Origin of the sequence: Dactylosporangium sp. NPDC048998 (assembly GCF_043197855.1) — a bacterium.
Classification (GTDB): domain Bacteria; phylum Actinomycetota; class Actinomycetes; order Mycobacteriales; family Micromonosporaceae; genus Dactylosporangium.
This window is the reverse complement of record NZ_JBICTV010000011.1, coordinates 139,621-160,610: the sequence shown is the minus strand read 5'-3', so window position 1 is coordinate 160,610 and position 20,990 is coordinate 139,621. Positions and strand designations below refer to the sequence as shown.

Genomic DNA, 20,990 nt, shown 5'->3' with positions numbered 1-20,990 from the left:
ATCCGTACCCCCTTGCTCTTCGACTTGACACCGCTATGGCTAGCGGTTATCTATTGTCGATCTACGGAGGGTGTGTCGGGTGCAGGACGTGGTGCTGGCTATGCTGGCGAAGGAGCCGGCGTACGGGTACGACCTGCGGAGCCGGTTGCGTGGCGCGCTCGGCCCGCTCGGCGAGGCGATGAACGCCGGGCAGATCTACGTGACGCTGGCCCGGCTGGCCAAGGCGGGGCTGGTGACCTCGCAGCGCGCCGAGGGTTTGCCGGACCGGCCCGACCGCCGGGTCTACGCGCTGACCCCGGCCGGGCAGCAGCGGGTCGCCGCCTGGCTGACCGAGGTGAGCTGGCCGAAGCCGGACCTCACCGAGTTCCACCTCAAGCTGGTGGCCGCCGCTGCCGCCCGGCTGGCCGATCCGGTGGCCGGTACGCACCCGCCTCCTGGATGCTCGCCGTGGCACTCGCGGTCCTGCTCGCCGTCGCCGCATTGACCGCCATCCCCGCCCTGGCCGCCACCCGGCGCCCGGTCGCGGACGCCCTCCAGTCCACACCGACCTGAGCGGCCGCCGACGGCCTACAGCCCGCGGCATTGCCCCAGCCGCCGGGCCCTATCCGGCCTCAGATCGGGGCCGGTCCGGTACGCAGGCCCTTGACCGAGCCGATCAGGACGTCCTTGCCGGACGCCTCCACCACGACGCAGCCGGTCCGCTCGCCGTCGCGCGGGGTGGTCAGCCAGTGCGACTGCAGGTCGTGCCGGGCCGCGAACTCGTCGGCGCTCAGCTCAAGATAGGCCGCGGCCGCCTGCCGGCAGCTGGCGTCGTGGTCGCCGCCGTCCACAACGGACCCGACGTACTCCGCCGAATGGGCCTCGGTGCACGTCAGGTATTCCAGCACGCCGTCGGCGTAGCGCCCGCAGGTGATCGCCATCGGCCGGTTTCCGCTCATCGTGCCCTGCAGGCTGCCGGTATGCAGCGCATCAGTGCCGTCGGAGTCGCTGACGACGACCAGCGCGCACGCCTGGGAGGTGAAGTCGTCCCGCACGTAGTTGAGCTGGCGCAGCTGGACCCGGGCGTCCGCGAGCGGCCCGCCGAGGAACGCCTCGGCTGACCGGTGGCAGCCGGCCTCGGCACCGTCGGGGTAGAAGAAGTCGATGATCTCGGCCTGGTGCGAATCGGCACAGCGCGCGGGCGCGAGCTTATCGGGGTCGGTCGTGCTCGCGTAACAGCCCTTGTCGCCGGACGCGTGATGATTCGGGGCGAAGTGTCGGTACAGTGCAAAACCGCAGCAAGAGGCCACCAGGGTGACGGCCACACCGGCCGCGATCTTAAACTTCACGCGCGGAAGATACACCCTGTGCCGGCCGCCGCACCGGCGCGCATCCGGCGCGCACGACGGTGAGCGAGTGCCGAACTATGGCGTGTAGACGGTCGCCTCACGAGAGGTCTGCCGGATGCCATTGGGGCCGTTGAATACCCGCTCACCCCACCAGGTGAGCGACTTGGCGTTGAACCGGGACACCATGTCGAGGTTGCTGACGTCTCCGGTGTTGCCGCTCCAGGACCAAGCGAGATAGCCGATGCGGTGCGCCTGCGCCTCGGACATGATCGCGTCCTCGTCGACGTCGCCGTCGGGATGCGTGTACGCGAACTCGGTCACCACGATGGGAAGCCCAGCCCGGATAAACCGGCCGAGGTAGTCGTGGACGTTCGTGGCGCGGAAGAAAGCGCCGTACATGTGAACGGAGAAGACGGTGTTCCGCTCCGGATCGGCGGCGAAGACCCCGGCGGCGTGGTCGCGCATGGTGAATGACAGGTCCTGACCCCAGTCGGGCGCGTCGACCATGAGGGTGTGATGGATGCCCGCTCGGCGCAGGCGGCGGATCGAGTCCATCGTGTCGCCGGGCCAGGTGCGGAAGTTGTCGAGGACGTACGGTTCGTTCGCGACGTCGATGACGACGTACTTCTCCTGGCCGATGAGCGCCTCGCGAATGCTGATCCAGTAGTCCACTGCCCGTGCCTGCGGAATGGCCTCCTTGCGGTAACCCCACCCTGTGGTGTCGTCCACCACCAGGACGCAGATGAGGCGGTTGCGGCGGCACAGTGCGATCACGTGCGCGACATCGGCCGCGTCGTTTCGCTTCGCAATCACGCCGGTGGACAACTCGACACGTACGGTGTTGGCGCCCATTGCCTTGACGTCGCTCAGCATCTGGGCCGTTTTTTCCGGATACGTGGCGTGGCTCTGGCCCACGCCACGCATGACGAATTCGTTGTTGTTGCCATCGTAGAGGCGCCCATTGTTCACATGGAACCCAGATCGTAGCGGTGCCCCATAAGATCGTTGCCGTGCCCCATTCGAATGCTGCAGTTGTCCCACGAGGATGATCGAGACGACGACGGCGGCGATGAACGACGTACCCGCGATAGCGATGCGCATTCTCATGACCCACCTCGGACCGGGTTCCCTGGCGCTCACGCCTGGCCCTGCTCAGCATCAAAGCCGGCGCACGGCCCCGGCGCAGTAGAGCACTTCCCCGGTGCCGCCACGCAAACCCCTCGCATGGCGAATTCGACCCCGCAGACACCGCCGCGCGCAGCGCCAGCTCACCGGAGGATGCGACGCCGGCGTCGGGGGCAGGGAAGGCGGCCGTACATCACCGGGCGCAGCAGCGGCAGCGCGGACGGATGGCGCCTGGCGGTGACGCGCAGGCCGTACGCCAGACTTGCTTCAATCCCGGAAGGCCTGGGCTCGACGGAACAGCACACCGAGCAGATGCGCGTAACCGCGGGCATCGTCGATCGCGCGGTGCGTGTGCGCGATATTGCCGAACCACTCTGGCGGCAATGTCTGAGGTGACAGTTCGGCGACTGGACGGCCCGTGACAGCCGCGGCGTAGCTACGCAGGCATAGGCCGGGACCGTCGAAGAGGGTGTCCTTTTCGTAGGGGCCCTGGACCAAGCCGTAGCGGGTATAGCGTCGGAGGTAGTAGTCGATCCAGGTGCCGTCGAAAGCGATCGGCGAGGCCGCGAACATGCGCGGTCCCGGCAAGTCGCGAACCCACGCGACGAAATGCTGCATCACCAGGTCGACAGGTTGTGGGTCGGTCGTTGCCGCCGCCCACGCCCCCGGCTGCGTCTGGAACCACGCGTACGTGTCGGGATTCGGAGCCGCGCCCGGGAGAGGTTCGAGGACGGCTTCGAACGTGCCGCGTTCCTCTCCACTGGAGGTTACGGCGACGGAGGCGAACGACCGCATCGAGTTCGGGCCCGGCCACGGGCCGTCGACCTCAATGTCGGTGACGACGTACACCCACTCGTCCCGGCCCTCGCGCATCTCGGTCAAGGCGAATCTCCTGAACGGCAGGTTCGTTGTCGCCAGAGAGTCTGCCACGTCATGCGCGTGGCCGTGGTGATGTCAGGGCGGTGGGGCGGTGGTTTCAGGAGCCGCCGGACCGTTCACGGATCCCGACGCGTGAGGCGCGGGGCCGCTGACGAACCTTACGGCCAAGGCGACACCGCCCGCGATAATGACCAGAATGATCGGGACCCCGCAGACAAACCCCGGAAACATGCCGGAGGCGGGGAGATGACCTGCCAACCGCGTCCCGTAGCCGGCCAAGCCGGCAAGGGCAATGACAGCCACCGTGCCGGTCCACCGCAGCGTTCGCCGGCGCATCGCCGTGATCGCGCCGGACAACAGGATCGCCAGCACGACGACGACCATCGCGTAGCTGGTCAGGTCAAGTGGTTGCGGCTCGGAGGGAACGCGCAGTGGTGGTTCGTAGTAACAACAGCCCTCGCCGGACGCAGGAGCTCCGAGGCGGCGCCACGTGCCGCCCACATCCCGATAGAGCAGACCGTCGCGACCGTTGGCGACGAACACGACGTGGCCTCCGGCCACCGCGTGCACCACGACGGAACGCGAGGACAGGTGCTCCGCCGGGTTTCCCACCTGCGGGTATGTCTCGGTGAGCATCGTGTACGTCTCACCGGCGATCTCCCACGCAGTGGAGTAGGTCTTGCCGGTGTCACCGCTCGCCTCGACCCGCAAGGCCGTCGTTGCCACGCGGTAGCACACGGTGCCCACGCAGTCCTGTGTGCGTGATACGTCTTGGGCCTCGTCGGCCTCGCGTGCGTCGTTCGTCGCCGCTGCGGTGTCGTCCACCAACCATCGCGTTGTCAGTCCGTACCGCTCGATGTGCACCACAACACTGCCTGGGCGACGGCCGTCAACGACAGCGGTCACCTCCCCGACCGCTCGCAGGTTCCGCTGGCGGAGATCATCGGCCATGAACGACAGGCCGACGCAGGCACCCGCAATGACAGCGAGCACCGCAAGCACATGCCACCGTGTGCGCATGCCCCCAACGGTGGCATCCGTCGGCAACGGCACAATTTCCTCCTCGACACAGCGAGGACACGATCGTCGATACCCGGCTCATGACCCTGGGGCTGGTGTACGTCCCCATTTCGGTATCCAGATCTCGGCGTCGGGTGCCGCCGTGCGTCTGGAGCGGAGGTAGTCGCGAAGTTTGATGAGCGCGGGATGCGCGTTGTCGCCACGCCAGATCAGTGACATCGGGTACACCGGTGCCGGGTGACGCACAGGTATGCGCCGCAGGTCGTAGCTGTCTGGCCACAGATACCGCGAGCGTTCGCCCACCAGGGTCGCCAGTTCCGAGGAGTCGGCGATCTCGGCCAGCAGCGCCTCGTTTCCGAAGACGGGCCCGACCACGTCGATCGTGAGCCCGAACGCGGCGGCGAGTTGGTCGTAGTAGTCGGCCCATTCGGTTCCCGGGGCCATGCCGGGCATCCAGATTCGATGCCCGGCAAGCTGCGCGGGCGTGACGGCGTCAGCGTCGGCGAGCGCATGCCCGGGTCCGACGAGCAGCTGGTGCGGCTCGTCGATCACTCGAACGGTCTTGATCGCGTCCGGCAGATGCTGAGCGGGAACTGTGACGGCGTGGAAGGTGGCGTCGATCGTCCCGGCCTCGACGGCAGCGATCGCGGCGTCGACGCCGGCATTCAGGGTCAGGACATCCAGCTCGATCTCGGGGTGCGCACGGTAGAAGTCCTGCAGCAGCACCGCCGGCGCGATCCGCCGGTTCACCACGTCTACGCGTAGGGCGCGCCGGCCAGGACGTACGGACGCGTCGGCCCGCTCTGCCACCCGGAGGAGCTCACGGGCGTGGGGGAGGAATGCCTGGCCGTCGATCGTGAGCCGGACTCCGCGGGCCGTGCGGATGAACAGGTGTACATCCAGGTCTTTCTCCAGCGCGGCGATACGTTTGGAGACGGCCTGCTGGGTGATCGACAGCGCGGCGGCGGCTTCCTGGAACTGCCCGGCGTCCGCGGCGGCGACGAAGGTGCGCACGGCGTCGAGATCCACGCAGCAAAACCTACTCGCACAACACAGGGTTGTGGCTCGCCGCCGGCTCAGTTGTTTGATCCCTCCTCTCGGCCTTGCTTCGATCACAGCGTTCAACGGCAAGTTGTTCGACGGGGGAGGTGCGGAGCTTGGCGGCCAGACGATCGCTGGGCCGGCAGTTCGGCTGGCTGTGGGCGGCCTATGCGGTCAGCGCCTATGGCTCCGGGCTGGGGTTCGGTGCGCTCCCGCTGATCGCCGTGCTGGTGTTGCATGCCGGTCCGGCCCAGGTGTCCGCGCTGTCGGCGGTGGGGCCGGCGGTCGGCGCGCTGATTGCCTTGCCGCTCGGGCCGTGGGTGGAGTTTCGCCGCAAGCGGCCGGTGATGATCGCGATGGACCTGGCCCGGTTCGCGGTCATGATGACGATTCCGGTCGCCTACGCCTTCGGGTGGCTCGGTTTCGTCCAGTTGCTGGTCGTCTCAGCCGTGGTCGCCGCGGCCAAGATTGCCTTCAACGCGGCCGGCGGCGCATACCTCAAGGCCCTCGTCCGGCCGGATGACCTGCTCGTAGCCAACGCGAGGTTCGAGTCGACGACGTGGAGTTCCATCGCCGTCGGGCCGCCGCTGGGCGGCGCGGCGATCGGCCTGTTCGGGCCGGTCACCACCGTGGTGGCCGACGCGCTCAGCTACCTGTTGTCCGCGCTGGGCATCACCGCGATTCGCGGCCACGAAGAACACCCCCGGCGAACCGAGCAGCGCCGGGTCCGGACCGGCGAGTTGCTCGACGGCTGGCGGCACCTCCTGACCCATTCCGGCCTGCGGGCGCTGTACCTCAACAACCTGCTCGTCAGCGGGCTCATCATGGCCACCGAGCCGCTGCTGGCCGTGCTCCTGCTCCGCCAGCTCGAGTTCCCACCCTGGCAGTACGGCCTCGCCTTCGCCGCCCCCTGCATCGGCGGACTCATCGGCTCACGCCTGGCCCGCCGTGTCGTGGCACGGTATGGCCAGCACCGGATCCTCCGTACCGTCGGCACGCTGCGCGCGGTCTGGCTGATCGGCCTCGCCTTCGTCCAGCCCGGCGTCGCCGGCCTCGCGACGGTGATGGCCGTCGAGCTCGCGATCATCGTCAGCATGAGCCTGTACAACCCCGTACTCGCCACCTATCGACTCGAACACACGCCCAAGGACCGCATCGCCCGCACCCTGTCGGCCTGGTCGATTAGCAGCAGCGCCTCCATCGCCATCCTCAGCGCGCTCGGCGGACTGCTCGCCGACGCCACCAGCCCGCGCACGGCCATCACGGTGGCGGGACTGCTCATCCTCGCCAGCCCGCTGCTGCTACCCCGTCGCCAGGGTCCTGCACCCGAGCTGGAAACGGCCCGTGTCCAACCACAGGCGGCGGTTTCGCATGACGCCAAGTAATGCATCATATTGCTTGAGGCGAATGGGTCACCGAGGGGGCGCGACGTGCGGTACATCCTGCGATGGGCTGCTGGACTCGTCGCCGGTTCGCTGGTGCTCACAGCGGTCGCGTACGGGGTCGCTCAGGCAGCACTGCCCGGGTGCCCTCCGGCGACCCGGATCGACGCCCTGCCCGCAGGGGTCGATGCGCCGCCGCTGTGGGCGCCGACGGTGGCCCAGGCCCCGCCGGGGGCGGTGCCGATCGTGGTCGGCGGCCCGTCGACGGCGATCGGCGACATCCTGACCGGCAACGAGTCGGTGGTCGTCTTCGCCGGCGGCGCCGCCGGCGCGCGGACGATGGATGTGCCGTACATCGGCACGGCCACGCCCGGCGAGACGCTGCTGCTCTCCCCGGACGGGACCCGGGTCGCGTACGGAGAGCTGCGGGGCCTGGGCACCGTGGTACAGAACCTGCTGGACGGGAAGGCGTCGCTCGTGCCCGGCACCGCGGAGCAGGGCACCTCACCGATCGCGTGGGCGCCGGACGGCCGGACGCTGCTGGTGGTGCGCTATCCGGAGGGCAGCGGTGGGACGGTCGGCACGCTCGACGTGGCCACCGGAGTGTTCGGCGCGCTGCTCGACGCCGGCGACACATCGCTGCTGGTCGGGGCGTACCGGCCGGACGGGACCCTCGCGGTGCAGGCCGGCGACCGGCTGTGCGTGTTCGCCGGCGGCCGCCAGCAGTCGTGCTTCAAGCCTCCGGCCGGCGCGCGGCTGGCCGGCAAGGGTGCCTGGACCCCGGACGGGCGGTCGCTGGCGCTCGTCGCCGACAACGGCCGCGCCTCGGACCTGACACTGGTCGCACCCGACACCGGCACCCCGACCGGCGCCGCGGCGTTCCGGGTCGACGGCGTCACCACACTGCGGCTGCTCGGCTGGTGGCCGGACGGCCGCGCGGTCATGGCGGCGTACCGCCCCGAGCCCGATGCCCCGGCCACCTTCGATCCATCCACAGTGGACAGTTTGCCGACCCGGTTCGACTTCGTCCACCAGATCTCCGTCCTGGCCGTGACCGGCGCCGGTGACACGCGCGAGATCTCGGCCATGCCCGGCGCGTTCCTGTCCATCGACATCGCCGACGCCGCTCTCGCGTCCGGCCGTACCGGCCAGGCGGTACCGGCCAAGCCGTGGCCCGCCCGCCCCGCCATGGTCGCCGCCCTCACCGCCGTGACCACCGCCGCGGCGGTGCTGCTGATCCTGCTTGTACTGTCCGTTCGCGCCCGCCCCACCCGCCGCCTGGCTCGCACCCCCGAGGAATAAACGGCGAGCACCACTAAGCAAGAGCGTGTCGTTGTACCCGGGTGAACTCGGGGGATTCCCTGACGGTGCCGACGGGCCCCGGGCGGAATACTGAACTGCATGACCGACAAGATCAGGTTCAGTGTCGTCATACCGTGCTTCAATGAGGCCGGCTATCTCGCAGAGACGCTCCTCTCCCTGCGGAAGCTGGACTTCGACGGGGAATGCGAGGTGATCGTGGTCGACAACAATTGCACGGACGAGACCGCCGACATCGCTCGCGACCTCGGGGCGCGGGTCGTCGCCGAGCCAATCGCCGGAGTCTGCAACGCTCGCCAGCGCGGCACGGTGGAGGCGCGTGGCGAGATCGTCGTGTCGGCCGATGCCGACACCGTCTATCACCCCGACTGGCTCAGCCACATCGACGCGCACTTTCGCGACGACGAGCGCATCGTCGCGGTCGTCGGTCCCTGCCGATATGCCGACGGCCCTCGCTGGGGCAAGCTGTACGCCCGGATGCTGTTCGGGGCGGTCAACGGTGTCTACCGGCTGACCGGCCGCGCCGTGTACGCGAGCGCGACGAACATCGCGTTCCGACGCGAGGCCTGGACGGGATACGACACCAACTTGACGCAGGGCGGCGACGAACTCGACCAACTGCGCCGGCTGCGGAAGAAGGGGCGGGTCGTCTACGACCACGGCAACCCGACGTACACGTCGGGCCGCAGATTCACCCGTGGGCTCGGCTACAACCTTTTCGTGACGCTCCCCGTGCACTACCTGCTGACCTACTGCACGAACCGGGTCGCGGGGCGGCGCGTGCTCGGATCGGCGCCGGCGTTTCGCGACCGCGCGGGGTCCATCGAGGCGACCTCCGGGTCCGGCCACGGGGTGGCCCGGTGATCGTCATGGCCGGGCTGGCGTTGGTGGTCGCGCTCGGTGGATCGTACTGGTTGCTGATGTCGCCGTTCGCCCCGTCGTCACGCGCCTACCCCTACCGCGGCCGGACGACCGAACGGGTGGTAGCGCTGACGTTCGACGACGGCCCGAACGAGCCGTACACCTCACAGATCCTCGAGATCCTTGCGACTCACGGCATCCGGGCGACCTTCTTCCACGTGGGACGATGCGTCGAACGCCACCCCGAAATCGCGCTCCGCGCGGTCGACGCCGGTCACGTATTGGGTAATCACTCGCTGAGTCACCGGTTCGGCACGTACTTGCGGCCGCGGGCGTACGAGCGGGAGGTCGAGCGGACCCAACAGATCCTGGAGCGGATCACCGGCCGCACTCCCGCCCTGGCCCGCACGCCGTGGCTGTGGCGGCAACCGGCCTTGCTCCGGATGATGCGCCGCCGCGGTCTGCATCCGGTGGCCGGCGAGTTCGGCCACGCGTTGGAGGTGTTCCAGCCGTCCGGCCCACGCATGGCCCGCCGCGCCATCGCCAAGACACGCCCAGGCTCAATCCTCATCTTCCACGACGGGTTCGACAGCCGGGGAGGAAACCGCGCCGAGACGGTCGTCGCGGTGCGCGAGACGATCGAAGGGCTGCTGGCGCTGGGCTACCGGTTCGTGACAGTGGACGAACTGCTCGGCGTGCCGGCGTACCAACCGTCGGACGCTCGCCCGTCGTAGCGGCGGTCGGCCTTCAGTCAAGAGATGATTGTCAACGTGGTCCAGGCGCCGACGTGGATCTGGTCACCCTCCTTGACCGGCGTCGGCACGTTGGGCTTGAGCGGGTCGGTGCTGTCGTTGAGGTAGGTGCCGTTGGACGAGCCGAGGTCGACGATGGTCCATGCACCGTCGGGTGTGGACATCAGCACCGCGTGCGCGTGCGAGACGCCGACGTCCTCGGGCGGGCCGGTGAGGTCGATGTTCGGCTCGATGCCCCGCGAGCGGCTACGACGGCCGATGAGCAGGTGCTGGCCGTCGGCGAGGGCGAAGCGGCGTTCCGGACAGAAGACCGGGAAGGCGACGCTGTCCGCGTCGGGAGCGTCGATGGCGGCCATGCGGTCGTGGTAGGCGCGGTCGGCGGACACGACGAGGCGCAGGACGCCGTTCGATGGGGAGGCCGGCAGAGGCGTCGGCGTGCCGGTGACCGTCGTCTGCGAGATCCCGTCGGGCTGCTGCGCCGGCAGGTTCTGCGCCTCGAAGTCGAAACCGTCGACCTCGCAGAAGCGACCGTTGCGCGGGGTGCTGCAGTCCGGGCACATCTGGCCGCCGGCCGCGGACGCCGGCGGCGCGCCGCCCGCTGACGCGACCTCCGCGATGGGCGTCGGCAGGACCGGGGCGTTGATCGGCGTGCCGCACTCGTCGCAGTAGTCGGTTGCGACGGAACTGTGCCCCCGTGGACAGGTTGCCATCGTGTGCGCCTCCTCAGGTGCCCTTGACGCGGATGGTCTTCACCGAACGGACGTTGGCCAGCTCGGCATCGACGCCGGCCACCTTCTGCTTCAGCCTGACCGTACCGCTGGGCGCGTCGATGACCTCGACCACCTTGCCGAGCAGCTTGGCGGTGTCGCTGTGGCCGGACTCCTCGGCGAGCTGCACCGCGCGGCCCAGCTTCGCGGTGGCGGTCTCGACATCGCCGGCGTCACGGGCGGCGAGGCCCTGCTGGATCGCGTCGGCGAGTTCGGCCTGGCCGGTGTAGTGCGCGACCCGCCCGTTGATCTGGGTGGACAGGGCCGTCTCGTCGGTCCAGTTGGCCAGGACCAGTGACTGGCTGAGCACCTGGTCGCCGGCGACCAGGCTGACCCGGCCGGCGAGCATCTCCTCGCCGACGGCGTTGGCCGGCACCTCGATGGACACGTGATACTCACGGTGCTCCGCGCCCCACGAACCGGTCGGGTAGTCCCCGATCCGGGCGCTCACGTCGGTGCGGCGGCCGGTCAGGTCCTCCACGTGCGGGAAGACCTGCTTGACGAACCGGACCGTCGCGCCGGCCGGCGTCCACAGCCGAAGCGCGGCCTCGGCGACGGACTTGCCCATCGCCGCCTCGGTCATCGCCCGGAAGTCGGCGACCAGCTCGCCGGGGTCGGGCAGGCCGTCGGCGCTGCCGAGCAGCGCGGAGGCGACGGTGCGCAGCTCCGAGCCGCTCCAGTCGGCGCCGACGCCGCGGGTGTCGCAGACGAACCGGCCCTGGCAGGCGCGCAACACGCCGGCGAGCTGCTCGGCCGTCTCGTGCTGGTTCTGCCCGTCGGTCAGCATGATCGCGTGCTTGACCTCGGCCGTGCTCGGCGCGAAGAGGTGGTTGGCCATGGTGAGCCAGGTGCCGATCGCGGTGCCGCCGCTGGCCTGGAGCCGGTGCACCGCGTTCTTGGCCTGCCCGCGGGTCTGCCGGTCGGCCGGCACCAGCCCGAGCGTTGACGGGTAGACCATATCCGCGTTGTTGCGGCCGGCCACGATCGCGAACGCGACGCCGTCACGCAGCGCGTCGATCGCCGCCGCGGTGGCCTTCTTGGCCTCCTGCATCTTCGTGGCCGGGCTGTTCATCGACCCCGAGCAGTCGATCATGATGACCTGCGCGGCGCTGGGCGGTCCGCCGGCCGCGGCCAGGCCGGTGCCGGAGGTCGTCACGTCGAGCACCGCATCGACGACGGTGCCGCCGGCGGGCAGGAAGCGGTTCTGGTGGACCTCGACGGCGAATGCGGGTTGGTCGGTCATATTCTCGATCCTTCGCTTGGACCTTCTTCGCCGGCGGCTACCGCGGCGATGGCTGCTGCGGTGACGGCTGCTGCGGTGACGGTGGCCGAGCCGACGGGCCCGATCGGGTAGGGCGCCAGCACCACGGTCACGTTGTCCTGGCCGCCCTCGTCGAGCGCGAGCCACGTCAGACGCTGCGCGCCGGCCAGCGGCGATCCCTTGGCGGCGGCGACGGCGGCGGCCAAGTCGGTGACGACGGGGCGGTACCGGAAGAGCCCGTCGCTGCAGACCAGCACCCGTCCGGGCGCCTCGGGGGCGATCGTGCGCAGGTGGGGGTCGGTGTCGGTGGCGTCGGCGCCGAGCCAGCGCACGAGCGAGGCGGCGTGCGGGTTCTCGTCGATCGCCTTGCCGCTGACGCCCCGGGCGGCGAGGGAGTTGCGCAGCGAGTCGTCGACGGTCAGCAGGAGCGGTTCGCCCTCGCCGTCGGGCAGCCAGTAGGCGCGGCTGTCGCCGACCCAGCCGACGGTGATCGCGTCGGCGGTGACCACCGCGCTGACGAAGGTGCAGCTGGGCGGGTTGGGCCCGGGATGGGAACCGGCCACCACCGTCGCGGCGGCCTGGGCGGCGCGGGTCGCCGCGATGATCGAGGCGTCGCGGTCGTCGCCGCCGGCGAGGCCGTCGAGCAGCGCCGCCATCGCGGCGTCGGCGGCCGCATGGGAGGCGGTGTCGGGCCGGCTGGACGACGAGACGCCGTCGCACACCACGACGGCGACCGCGCCGTCGAGGACACCGATCGCGACGGCGTCCTCGTTTCGGTGGTGGCGGCTGCCGATGTCGGTCACGGCGGCGACCACGCCGAGGTCGAGCTCGGTGTGGTTCCTCGCGGTCGGCCGGCGCTGCCCGCACTCCTCGCAGAAGCCGTCGGAGCTGAAGTTGCGGCCCTGGCAGGCGGGGCAGGCGGCGGCGATCTCGGTCGCGGTCAGCCACCGGAGCGAGGCGTTGCGCGGCCTGTCCCGCGCCGCGGACGCGGGCGCCTCCAGATCATGGCCGCACGCCTCGCAGAAGCGGTCGCCCGGCCGCACCGGCTCGCCGCAGTCCGGGCAGCTGGTCTGTGCCATCAGAACACCGTCCGGGGGCGCACCGCGTTGGCCTGGTCGACGAGGGCGTAGCGGGCGATCGGGTCCGACTCGTCCGCAGCGAGCGACCGGTAGGCCTGTTCGAGGCCGAAGCGCACCTCCCGCTCGGTGAAGGCCTGGCCGAGCAGCCGGCCGGTGGCGGCGACGGCCGGCGCGGGACGCACCGCGACGCCCGGCCTCTCGTCGACGCCGAGCCAGTCCAGCGCCGCGTGGAACATCTCGACGGCGAGCTTCGCCCGTCGCTGCTTGTCGAGCTTCAGCCTTTCGAGGCGATTCGAGGAGTCGACGAAGTCGATGGGGGTGAGCGGGCCGCTCTCGGTGTGCAGCGCGGCGCGTACCGCGGCGATCTGCGCGGCGACGTGGTGGCTGGAGATGTCGGGCACCTCGTCGAGCACCGCGACCGCTCCGGCCCGGTCGCCGGCGGCGAGTCGCATCCTGGCAACGCCGAACGCGGCACTGACGAAGTTGTGATCGACTCTCCAGACCCGCTGGTACCGCCAGTCGGCCCAGGCGCGGTCGCCGGCCAGCTCGTTGGCGGCGGCCAGGGCGAGCTGCCCGGCCGGCTCGCCGGGCAGCGCGTCGAAGACCCTGTCGAAGGCCTTCTCCGCACGCTTCGGCGCCGCGGCGGCGAGGGCGATCAGGCCCTCCGACCAGTCGCGGCGCCAGTCGCCGCCGTCGGCGGCGACACCCTGCAGCTCGTGCTCGGCGCCGGCGAGGTCACCGGCCTCGACCAGGGCCCTGATCAACTGCAGCGTGACCTCGACGGTGCGGATCGGCGCGCCGCGCAACGCGGCGATGGTCGCCCCGATGTCGGTGGTGTTGAGCGTCGCGAGGAAGCCGGCCGCCGGGTCGGCCGGGTCGACCAGGGGCAGCGGCAGCGCCACCGCCACGGCCGCGCCGGTGAGCGGCTCCGTCCCGCCGGTGGCGCCGAAGGCGCGGCGCTCCGGGGTGAACTGCGTCGAGTTCTCCGGCCGGGGCACTCCGTCCGCGCAGGAGAGGATCTCGCGCAGCACACCGCGGGTCTGGTCGGCCATCTCGCCGGCCGAGGAGAACCGGCGCGTCCAATCCTGGTCGGTCGCCCGGCGCAGCAGCCGGTAGTAGGACTCCTGCCCACGCAGCAGCTCGACGTCGTCGGGGGTGGGCAGGCTGTGGGCGTACTTGTTGGAGAATCCGCTGAAGTCGAAGCTCAGCACGGCGAGCGTCCGGCCGACCGTGTAGATGTCCGAACCGATCGACGCGCCGGCCTGGGCCAGCTCGGGCGCCTGGTAGCCGGGCGTGCCCCACAACGGCGAGACCTGGTCCTCGATGCGGCGGACCGCGCCGAGATCGATGAGCTTGAGCCGCTCCTCCGTGTGGATCACGTTGTCGGGCTTGAAGTCACAGAAGAGCAGGCCGCGATCGTGCATGTATCCGATCGCGTGGAGGACCTCGATGCCGTAGGAGAGCACGTGCTCCAGCGGCAGCGGAGTCCGCCGGCCGTCGGGGCCGAGATTCTCCAGGGCGAGGTCCTTCAGGGACTTGCCGCCCACGTACTCCATGACGATGTACCCGATCATCTCGCCGGTCCTGCTGTCAGGGTGCTCGGCGATGTCATGGATCTTGACGATGTTGGGGTGGTCGATCTCGACCAGGAACCGGCGCTCGGCCATGGCAGCCTCGAGCGCGTCCTGGTCGCCGGTGTTGATGAGGCCCTTGAGTACGACCCAGCGGTCGGCGCCGGACTCGCTGATGTTGCGGTCGCGGGCCAAGTAGATCCAGCCGAGCCCGCCGTGCGCGAGGGCGCCGAGGATCTCGTACCGGCCGGCGACGCGCTCACCGGGTTGCAGGCGGGGCGAGAACGAGTACGGCGTGCGGTCGCGCGGGCAGAAGCCGTCGGTGCGGCCGGGCTGCCCGTCACGGCCGCGGCCCACCGGCTCGCCGCACATGCTGCAGAAGCGCTGCGACTCGGGCACACCGGCGTTCTGCTTGATGGCGGTCGACGGGTCACGCAGCGGCACCGGCGGCATGGCGACATAGCCCGCCCCGAGGCGCCCGCGGCTGCTGCCCGACCTGCTCCGGCGGCCTCCGGTCGAGGTGCCGGTGGAGTGGCCGCCGAGCGCACCGGAGGTCTGGGCGACGCCGGTCACCGCGGCGGGGTCGGGCCGGGCGGCGGTGGTGCGGGCCGGGTCGGGCCGGGCGGCGGCGGTGCGAGCGGGGTCGGGCCGGGCGGCGGTGGTACGGGCCGGGTCGGGCCGGGCGGCGGCGGTGCGGGCGGGGTCGGGCCGGGCGGCGGCGGTACGGGCGGGGTCGGGCCCGGAGAACCCGGCCGACCCGGTCCGCGTCGCGGGCGACGGGGCGACCGGGGGCTGGCCGGAGACCCCACTCGCCCGGGCCGCCTGCTTGTGGCCGCACTCGTCGCAGTAGCCGTCGGCCGCATACGTGCCGGTGCATCCGAGCCTGGTACACCTCATGACTGCTCCTCCAACAGCGTGTTCAGGGTCTGCTGGTAGGCCACCACCGCGCGGGTGGCACCCCGCAGGTCGCACGGCGCGGTGAACAGCAGCGCGTGCGCATCGTCATACCGGGTGCTGAGCTCGCTGTGCTCGCCGAGCCCCTTGCCGGCGGCCTTCGCCCGGTAGGCGTCGAGCCGTCCGCGCAGCTCATCACGGCGCGCGATGAGCCCATTGGCGTTGTCGCGCAGCTCGGCGGCGTGCTGCTTCGCCCGCACCGCGGCCTGTTCGGCCGCGGCGAGGCCGTCGGTGAGCCTGCCCCATCCGGCGCCGCGGCCGAGCTGGTCGAGCCCGTCGACGGTCGCGTGCAGGGCGGCGCCGGAGGAGGGCGGGGCCGGCAGGTTGGGCGTGAGGATCTTCCCGGTGACCCGCGCGAAGGTGTCCGCGGTCTCGCGCTCGGCGGCGACCACTTCGTCGGCGAGGCGGCGCAGTGCCTCGACACGCTGCGGATACGAGTCCCGCAGCCGCGACATCTCGGCAAGCCGCCGGCGGAGCGCGTCGACGCCGGCGGCGACGTCGCTCAGCGCCCGGTCGGCCCGGGCGCCGAACCTGCCGCCGGGAGCCGCGGAGACCGGGTCCGCGAGCAAGGCCTGGTGCACGTCGGCGAAGCGCGCGGCGGTCTGCTCCACGTCGGACGGCACGCCGAGCTCGGCGGCCAGGGCGGTCGCGGCGTCCAGCGCCTCGCCGACCGGTCCCAATCGGCTCGCCACCGCCGTCCAGGCCGCGTCGACCTCGGAGAGGAAGGCGATCGCCGCGGTGCATCGCCGCTCGAGCTGCTGCGCCAGATCCCACAGCCGTATCCAGGTCGCCGGCGGCGAGCTGCCGTCGGCCGGCAGGCCGGCGCTGTTGAGGCCGATGGCCGGTTCCTGGAGCAGGAGGCCCAGCTCGGTCCACTGCGGATCGCCGGGCCGGTTGGCGTTGCGGACGGCGCGCGCCTGCTCCAGCGCCTCGCTGAGCACGGTGAAATGCGCCCACAGCAGGTCGACCTCGTTGCTCAGGGTCTGCCACCTGGTCGCGGTGGCCCCGGTGAGGCCGCCGGCGCGCAGGAAGCCCAGCGCCGGGTTGCTGTCCAGGGCGTACATCGCGGCGGCGATCCGGTCGTGGCCGGCGCCCAGCCCGGCGAGCACCTGATCTGCCGCATCGCGACTCATCGGCGGCCCGTTCACCCGCATCAGTCCCGGTAACCGGCCGGCGGCGGGTTCGGCGCGGCCGCCTGCAGCTGTTTTGTGTAGATCGCCTGCCACGTGCCGTCGGAACGGATGCGCTCCAGGGTGCGGTTGACGAACCGCAGCAGGTCGTTGGCCTTCTTGTTGACCGCGATGCCGTAGGGCTCGTCGGTGAACTTGTCACCGACGAGTTTCACGTTGGGGTCCTGAGCGGCGAGGCCCTGCAGGATCGTGTCGTCGGTGGAGATGGCCGCGACCTGTCCCTGTTGCAACAACACCAAGCAGTCGGTCCAGTCCGGCACCGAGACCGGGATCGGCTTGGATGCCGCGGTGGCGATGTTGCGGATCGAGGTGCTGCCGTCGGCCGCGCAGACGGTCTTGCCGCCCAGGTCGGCGATGCCCGTCGCGGTGGAGTCCTTGGGGACCAGCACCCGCTGACCGGCCTCGAAGTAGACGCTGGAGAAGTCGACCTGCTGCAACCGGTCGCAGGTGATGGTCATGGTCTCGGCGACGAGGTCGACCTGATTGTTCTGGATCGCCGGGATCCGCTGGGCGGAGGTGATCGCGACGAACTGGATCGCGTTGCGGTCACCGAAGAGGTCGAACGCGACCTCGCGGAGGATGTCGATGTCGAATCCGACGATCTGCCCGCTGGCCGGGTCGCGGTAGCCGAACAGGTAGGTGTTCTGGTCGACGCCCACCACCAGCCGGCCCCGCGACTTGATCGCCGAGACGGCCGGTCCGGTCGCCAGGTTGCCCGATCCCGGACGCAGGCTGGAGTGCCGCACGTCGCAGTTGTTCTGCGAGCCGGCGGCGGCGCTCGGGATCTCCGCCGGGTTCTTGACCCCGACGGGCTGTGCCGGCTCGAAGGTCGGCGCCGGCGTCGTGGCCTTGTCGGTGGTGGCGGCGCAGGCGCCGAGCAGGGACAGCAGAACCGCACCGGTCAGGGCTCGGGTGACCAGCATCCGTTTGGTCGTCATCGGTACTCCGCGATCCGCTGCTGGTAGCCGACGCCGATCCCGGCGAGCAGCACGATGGTCAGGAAGACACCGCCGCCGGTCTGGCCGCCGAACGCACCAGCCGCCTCGGCGCCGCGCTTGTCCGACACCGCGCTCGTCGCGTGGATCGCCTGGGCGAGTACGCCGTCGAGCCGGTTGAAGATCGTCGCGGCGCTGTCGGTCTCGCCGCCGATGGCGAGCTTCACCGCACCCGGGAAGTCACCGCCGTCGTCGGCAGCGCGCAGCTTCTTGTGCACTGCGAGCCAGGCATTGACGTCGGATATCGCGGTGTCGACCGACGCGCGTACCGAGCCGTCGGTGGCGGCCGCCCTCGCCCGGTTGAGCAGCCCGGATCGGTTGTCGCCGTTGACCAGCGCGCCGAGTTGCACGACGTAGTCCTTCTCGAAGGCGGCTCCGCTGCCGCGCGCCACCAGGGTCAGCGCCTCGTCGCCGCGGGCGGTCAGCGCGGCGATGCGCGCCTTGGCCAGCAACTCCACCTGCCGCGAGCCCTCGCGGTTGGCCGCGCCGATGTGTGTGGCGACCGCCGCCCAGCCGATGCCGTTCCACATGACCATGACGACGGCGACGAGCGTCGCGGCGAGCAGGCCGAGGTTGATGGTGCGGTGGGTCTGCCGGCTCAGTCGCACCTGTGCCCGGATCAGCCCCACGACGAGGCCGATGCCGATCAGCAGCGCCAGCCACGGCAGGGAGGCGGCGGCGTCGCGCTCGTTCTTCAGGGCGGTCGTTTCGCTGTCGTAGAGCCGTTGGGCCGCCGGCAGCAGCTGTCCGCGCATCAGCCCCGACGCCTCGCGCAGGTAGGCCGACCCGACCGGGTAGCCCTGCCGGTTGTAGCTGCGGGCCGTCTCGACCAGGCCGGTGTAGACCGGCAGCTGCGCGGAGATCTGCTGAATCGCCGTCTTGTCGCTGGCGCCACCGTTGGCCACGGCGGCGAGCGCGGCGGTCGCGGCGGAGACATCCGACTGGTAACGGGTGCGAAGCTCGGCCGGCTCGACCCCGCTGGACAGGAACGCGATGGCGGCGGTGGCATCGGCGTCGGAGAGCGCACGGTAGAGCTCCTGCGCCTGCACGGCGAGCTCGCCGCTGCCGGTGCGCGCGCCGCCGGCTGAGGACGAACGCTGTGACGAACCGATCACCCAAGCGATGCCGGCCAGCAGGCCGGCCAGCAGCAACACCAGCATGACAACCACCATGCGCCCCGGTGTGCTGCGGATCCTGGCGGTGACGCGACTGCCCTCGCCGCGCCGGACCGGCGGCTGAACAGGCGTGGGCGCGGTCAGCAGGGCCATCTCGGTCTCATCTTCGGCGGTCTCCCGTGTGCAGGCTTGTGCGGAGAACCGTAGCGGGCATGGTCAAGCAGTCCGATGGCCACCTGCTACAGCCCCGACAATGACGCGCCGAAGACGATGTACTACGAGGGCGGGGAGCGCGGATCGTTCGCCTCACCCCGCACGGCTGACCGCGCGGTCAGCCGTGCCGGGTTCGAGGCATGCGGTCAGGCGGTGCAGGTGAGGGTGGGTACCGCGTTCGTGGTGCTGTTCCAGGTACCGGTGAAGCCGAAATCGGTGGTGCCGTTCGCCGGTATTGAACCGTTGTATGACATGTTCGTCACCGTCACCGCCGAGCCGGACGTAGTCACCGTCCCGCTCCACAGTTGGGTGATGGTCTGGCCGTTGGCGAACGTCCACTTGACCGTCCACTTGGATATCGGCGCGTTCCCGGCCTTCACCGTCACCGAGGCCTGGAAGCCGCCCGGCGAGCCCGTCCACTGGTTGGTGATCGTGTACGTCGCGGTGCAGGCGCCACCCGTCGGCGGTGTGGTCGTCGGCGGTGTGGTCGTGGGCGGCACCGAGCTCGGGGGCGGGGTCGTCGGCGGCCGCGAGGTGGGCGGCGTGGTGGTCGGCGAGGTGGGCGGCGTGGTGGTCGGGCCACCGCTCCCGGTCGGCGGGATCAGGTACGGGCCGATGATGTTCATCTTCGCCTGGTTGACCGTGTTCCAGTCGTCGCCGACGATGCCACCGGTGTCGCCCGAGTCCGGGTTCCATGACCAATACGTGAAGGACATTCCGTTGACGCCGGTGCCCATGTAGGACATCAGCTTCGTCATCCACTGCGTGTCCAGCGGGTTGGCCAGCGTGCTGCCGAACTCGCCGACCAGGATCGGGGCGATGTTCTGCTTGTACAGGTAGCCCCAGAAGTGGTCCCACACGGCAGGCAGGTTGTTCGGGAAGGTGGAGTCGTTGAACCACGGCTGCCGGTCGTAGACCGAGATGCCGTAGTCGTGCGCGGAGTAGACCAACCGGTTGGCCACGTTGAGCCGGACCGGGTAGGTACCCGCCTGGGACAGGTTGCCGCCCCACCAGTCGCACGTCATCGGGTCGTGCGGGAGACCGTCCCAAACGTTCGGTGAACCGCCGCCGCCGTCGCAGCTGACGCCCTCGACGAAGATCAGCCAGTTGGAGTTGGTCTGCAGGATCGCGTTGCCGATCCGCTCGGCGGCCAGCCGCCAGTCCCTCGCGGTGACTCCGCAGCCCCAGCACGAGCCGGTACCGTTCGGCTCGGTACCTTCGGCGTGCGGCTCGTTGAACAGGTCCGCCCCGATGACGGTCGGGTTGTTCGCGTACCGGGTGGCGAGCGTCTGCCAGTCGGAGATCTCGCTGGCCTCCGATGCGGTGCCGGTGTACCACAGGGCGGTCTGGCCGGCGGCCGTGGGGCGGTGCCGGTCGAGGATGATCCGCATGCCCTTGCTACCGGCGTAGTTGATGACCTTGTCCAGGATCTGCAGCGGGGACAGGCCGACGAGGTCCGGGTTGGTGTCGGTGTTGACGCTCGTCGCCTGCGCCCCGGAGCGCAGCGAGTCGCCGGTGTACGGCACCCGGATGGTGTTGAACCCGAGCTGCGCCATGTGGTCGAGCTGCTGGGTCCAGGTCACCGGCTTGCCGGCCCACAGCCCGTGGAAGGTGTGGTTGTCGGTCTCCATGCCGAACCAGTTGATCCCGGTCAGCCGGACCGTCGCGCCGGTCGAGTCGACGATCTTGTTTCCATTGGTGTGCAGGTAGCCGGTACCAGTACCGGCGGCCATCGCAGGGCCGGCGGCGAGCGTGACGGCCACGAGCGCGCTCGCCGCGACGGCGACCAGGGCCGCCGCGCCGGCGGCGACTTCTCTCGTTCTGATGCGTCTGAAAGCCACGGGGTGGGACTCCGTTCACGTGACGACGATTGGCGCAGCGGCGTTCCCGGGACGGCACGAGGCGCACGCAGGCATGGTGGCGCCCGGATTGTCCACATTGAACGTTCACGTCGGGCGGGGTCGGCACCCGGCGTCACCCGGCGGGCTGCGCGCAGGTCTCTGCGCCGCGACCGGTAACGAACTGCGCTTTTTCCGGAATCGTGGGCGCCGGTACGACCGGCGTCAATCCTCCGATACCGGCCGCCGACGTCCACCTGCGGCGGCGGCTGAAACTTACGGTACGGCCAGGCCGCGAT

18 protein-coding genes are annotated in these 20,990 nt (G+C 70.5%); 5 read left to right on the top strand and 13 right to left on the bottom strand.

The genetic code is table 11. The features are described from left to right. Positions 1-79: 79 nt before the first annotated feature. Positions 80-484, top strand: a complete 405-nt coding sequence (locus ACGFI8_RS25435) for a PadR family transcriptional regulator (RefSeq protein ID WP_392808546.1) — start codon at positions 80-82, stop codon at positions 482-484. A 127-nt stretch (positions 485-611) separates the two neighbouring features. Here the strand turns inward: ACGFI8_RS25435 and ACGFI8_RS25430 are convergent, their stop codons facing one another. The 5 genes from ACGFI8_RS25430 to ACGFI8_RS25410 all read right to left on the bottom strand — a co-directional run bounded on the left by ACGFI8_RS25430 (position 612) and on the right by ACGFI8_RS25410 (position 5,468). Further along, complete coding sequence (locus tag ACGFI8_RS25430; RefSeq protein WP_392808543.1) at positions 612-1,328, bottom strand: hypothetical protein; 717 nt, start codon at positions 1,326-1,328, stop codon at positions 612-614. A 75-nt stretch (positions 1,329-1,403) separates the two neighbouring features. After that, positions 1,404-2,429 (bottom strand): cellulase family glycosylhydrolase, encoded by a 1,026-nt coding sequence (locus ACGFI8_RS25425; RefSeq protein ID WP_392808541.1) that lies wholly within the window; start codon positions 2,427-2,429, stop codon positions 1,404-1,406. A gap of 291 nt (positions 2,430-2,720) precedes the next feature. Continuing rightward, positions 2,721-3,335 (bottom strand): exonuclease, encoded by a 615-nt coding sequence (locus ACGFI8_RS25420; RefSeq protein ID WP_392808540.1) that lies wholly within the window; start codon positions 3,333-3,335, stop codon positions 2,721-2,723. Positions 3,336-3,407: 72 nt separating this feature from the next. Then, positions 3,408-4,385: a hypothetical protein gene (locus ACGFI8_RS25415; RefSeq protein WP_392808538.1), complete on the bottom strand. Its 978-nt coding sequence runs from the start codon at positions 4,383-4,385 to the stop codon at positions 3,408-3,410. Positions 4,386-4,430: 45 nt separating this feature from the next. Further along, a complete protein-coding gene (locus ACGFI8_RS25410) occupies positions 4,431-5,468 on the bottom strand; it encodes a LysR family transcriptional regulator (protein ID WP_392808663.1) in 1,038 nt (345 codons plus the stop codon). Between the two features lie 41 nt (positions 5,469-5,509). Here ACGFI8_RS25410 and ACGFI8_RS25405 point away from each other — a divergent pair, with 41 nt between their 5' ends. From ACGFI8_RS25405 to ACGFI8_RS25390, 4 genes are all read left to right on the top strand, one after another. Next, a complete protein-coding gene (locus ACGFI8_RS25405; RefSeq protein ID WP_392808537.1) occupies positions 5,510-6,778 on the top strand; it encodes an MFS transporter in 1,269 nt (422 codons plus the stop codon). 45 nt (positions 6,779-6,823) lie between these two features. After that, positions 6,824-8,077 carry a hypothetical protein gene (locus ACGFI8_RS25400; RefSeq protein ID WP_392808536.1) on the top strand — a complete coding sequence of 418 codons (1,254 nt, stop codon included), beginning with the start codon at positions 6,824-6,826 and terminating at the stop codon, positions 8,075-8,077. A 99-nt stretch (positions 8,078-8,176) separates the two neighbouring features. Next, on the top strand, positions 8,177-8,959 hold the full coding sequence (locus tag ACGFI8_RS25395; RefSeq protein ID WP_392808535.1) for a glycosyltransferase: 783 nt from the start codon (positions 8,177-8,179) through the stop codon (positions 8,957-8,959). A gap of 5 nt (positions 8,960-8,964) precedes the next feature. Beyond that, positions 8,965-9,690 carry a polysaccharide deacetylase family protein gene (locus ACGFI8_RS25390; protein ID WP_392808661.1) on the top strand — a complete coding sequence of 242 codons (726 nt, stop codon included), beginning with the start codon at positions 8,965-8,967 and terminating at the stop codon, positions 9,688-9,690. Positions 9,691-9,707: 17 nt separating this feature from the next. Here ACGFI8_RS25390 and ACGFI8_RS25385 read toward each other — a convergent pair whose 3' ends face one another. The 8 genes from ACGFI8_RS25385 to ACGFI8_RS25350 all read right to left on the bottom strand — a co-directional run bounded on the left by ACGFI8_RS25385 (position 9,708) and on the right by ACGFI8_RS25350 (position 20,694). Beyond that, a complete protein-coding gene (locus ACGFI8_RS25385) occupies positions 9,708-10,418 on the bottom strand; it encodes an FHA domain-containing protein (protein ID WP_392808533.1) in 711 nt (236 codons plus the stop codon). Positions 10,419-10,431: 13 nt separating this feature from the next. Next, positions 10,432-11,718, bottom strand: a complete 1,287-nt coding sequence (locus ACGFI8_RS25380; protein WP_392808531.1) for a VWA domain-containing protein — start codon at positions 11,716-11,718, stop codon at positions 10,432-10,434. Next, positions 11,715-12,815: a PP2C family serine/threonine-protein phosphatase gene (locus tag ACGFI8_RS25375; RefSeq protein ID WP_392808529.1), complete on the bottom strand. Its 1,101-nt coding sequence runs from the start codon at positions 12,813-12,815 to the stop codon at positions 11,715-11,717. The genes ACGFI8_RS25380 and ACGFI8_RS25375 overlap by 4 nt, the downstream gene beginning before the upstream one ends. After that, positions 12,815-15,283: a tetratricopeptide repeat protein gene (locus ACGFI8_RS25370; RefSeq protein ID WP_392808527.1), complete on the bottom strand. Its 2,469-nt coding sequence runs from the start codon at positions 15,281-15,283 to the stop codon at positions 12,815-12,817. The genes ACGFI8_RS25375 and ACGFI8_RS25370 overlap by 1 nt, the downstream gene beginning before the upstream one ends. After that, complete coding sequence (locus ACGFI8_RS25365) at positions 15,280-16,473, bottom strand: hypothetical protein (RefSeq protein ID WP_392808525.1); 1,194 nt, start codon at positions 16,471-16,473, stop codon at positions 15,280-15,282. Before ACGFI8_RS25365 ends, ACGFI8_RS25370 begins: the two co-directional genes overlap by 4 nt. A gap of 20 nt (positions 16,474-16,493) precedes the next feature. Continuing rightward, the gene (locus tag ACGFI8_RS25360) at positions 16,494-17,468 is read right to left on the bottom strand and encodes a glutamate ABC transporter substrate-binding protein (RefSeq protein ID WP_392808524.1); all 975 of its coding nucleotides are present in this window, start codon (positions 17,466-17,468) and stop codon (positions 16,494-16,496) included. Further along, the gene (locus ACGFI8_RS25355) at positions 17,465-18,685 is read right to left on the bottom strand and encodes a hypothetical protein (protein WP_392808522.1); all 1,221 of its coding nucleotides are present in this window, start codon (positions 18,683-18,685) and stop codon (positions 17,465-17,467) included. The genes ACGFI8_RS25360 and ACGFI8_RS25355 overlap by 4 nt, the downstream gene beginning before the upstream one ends. Positions 18,686-18,999: 314 nt before the next feature. Further along, on the bottom strand, positions 19,000-20,694 hold the full coding sequence (locus tag ACGFI8_RS25350) for a cellulase family glycosylhydrolase (RefSeq protein ID WP_392808521.1): 1,695 nt from the start codon (positions 20,692-20,694) through the stop codon (positions 19,000-19,002). Positions 20,695-20,990: the final 296 nt, after the last annotated feature.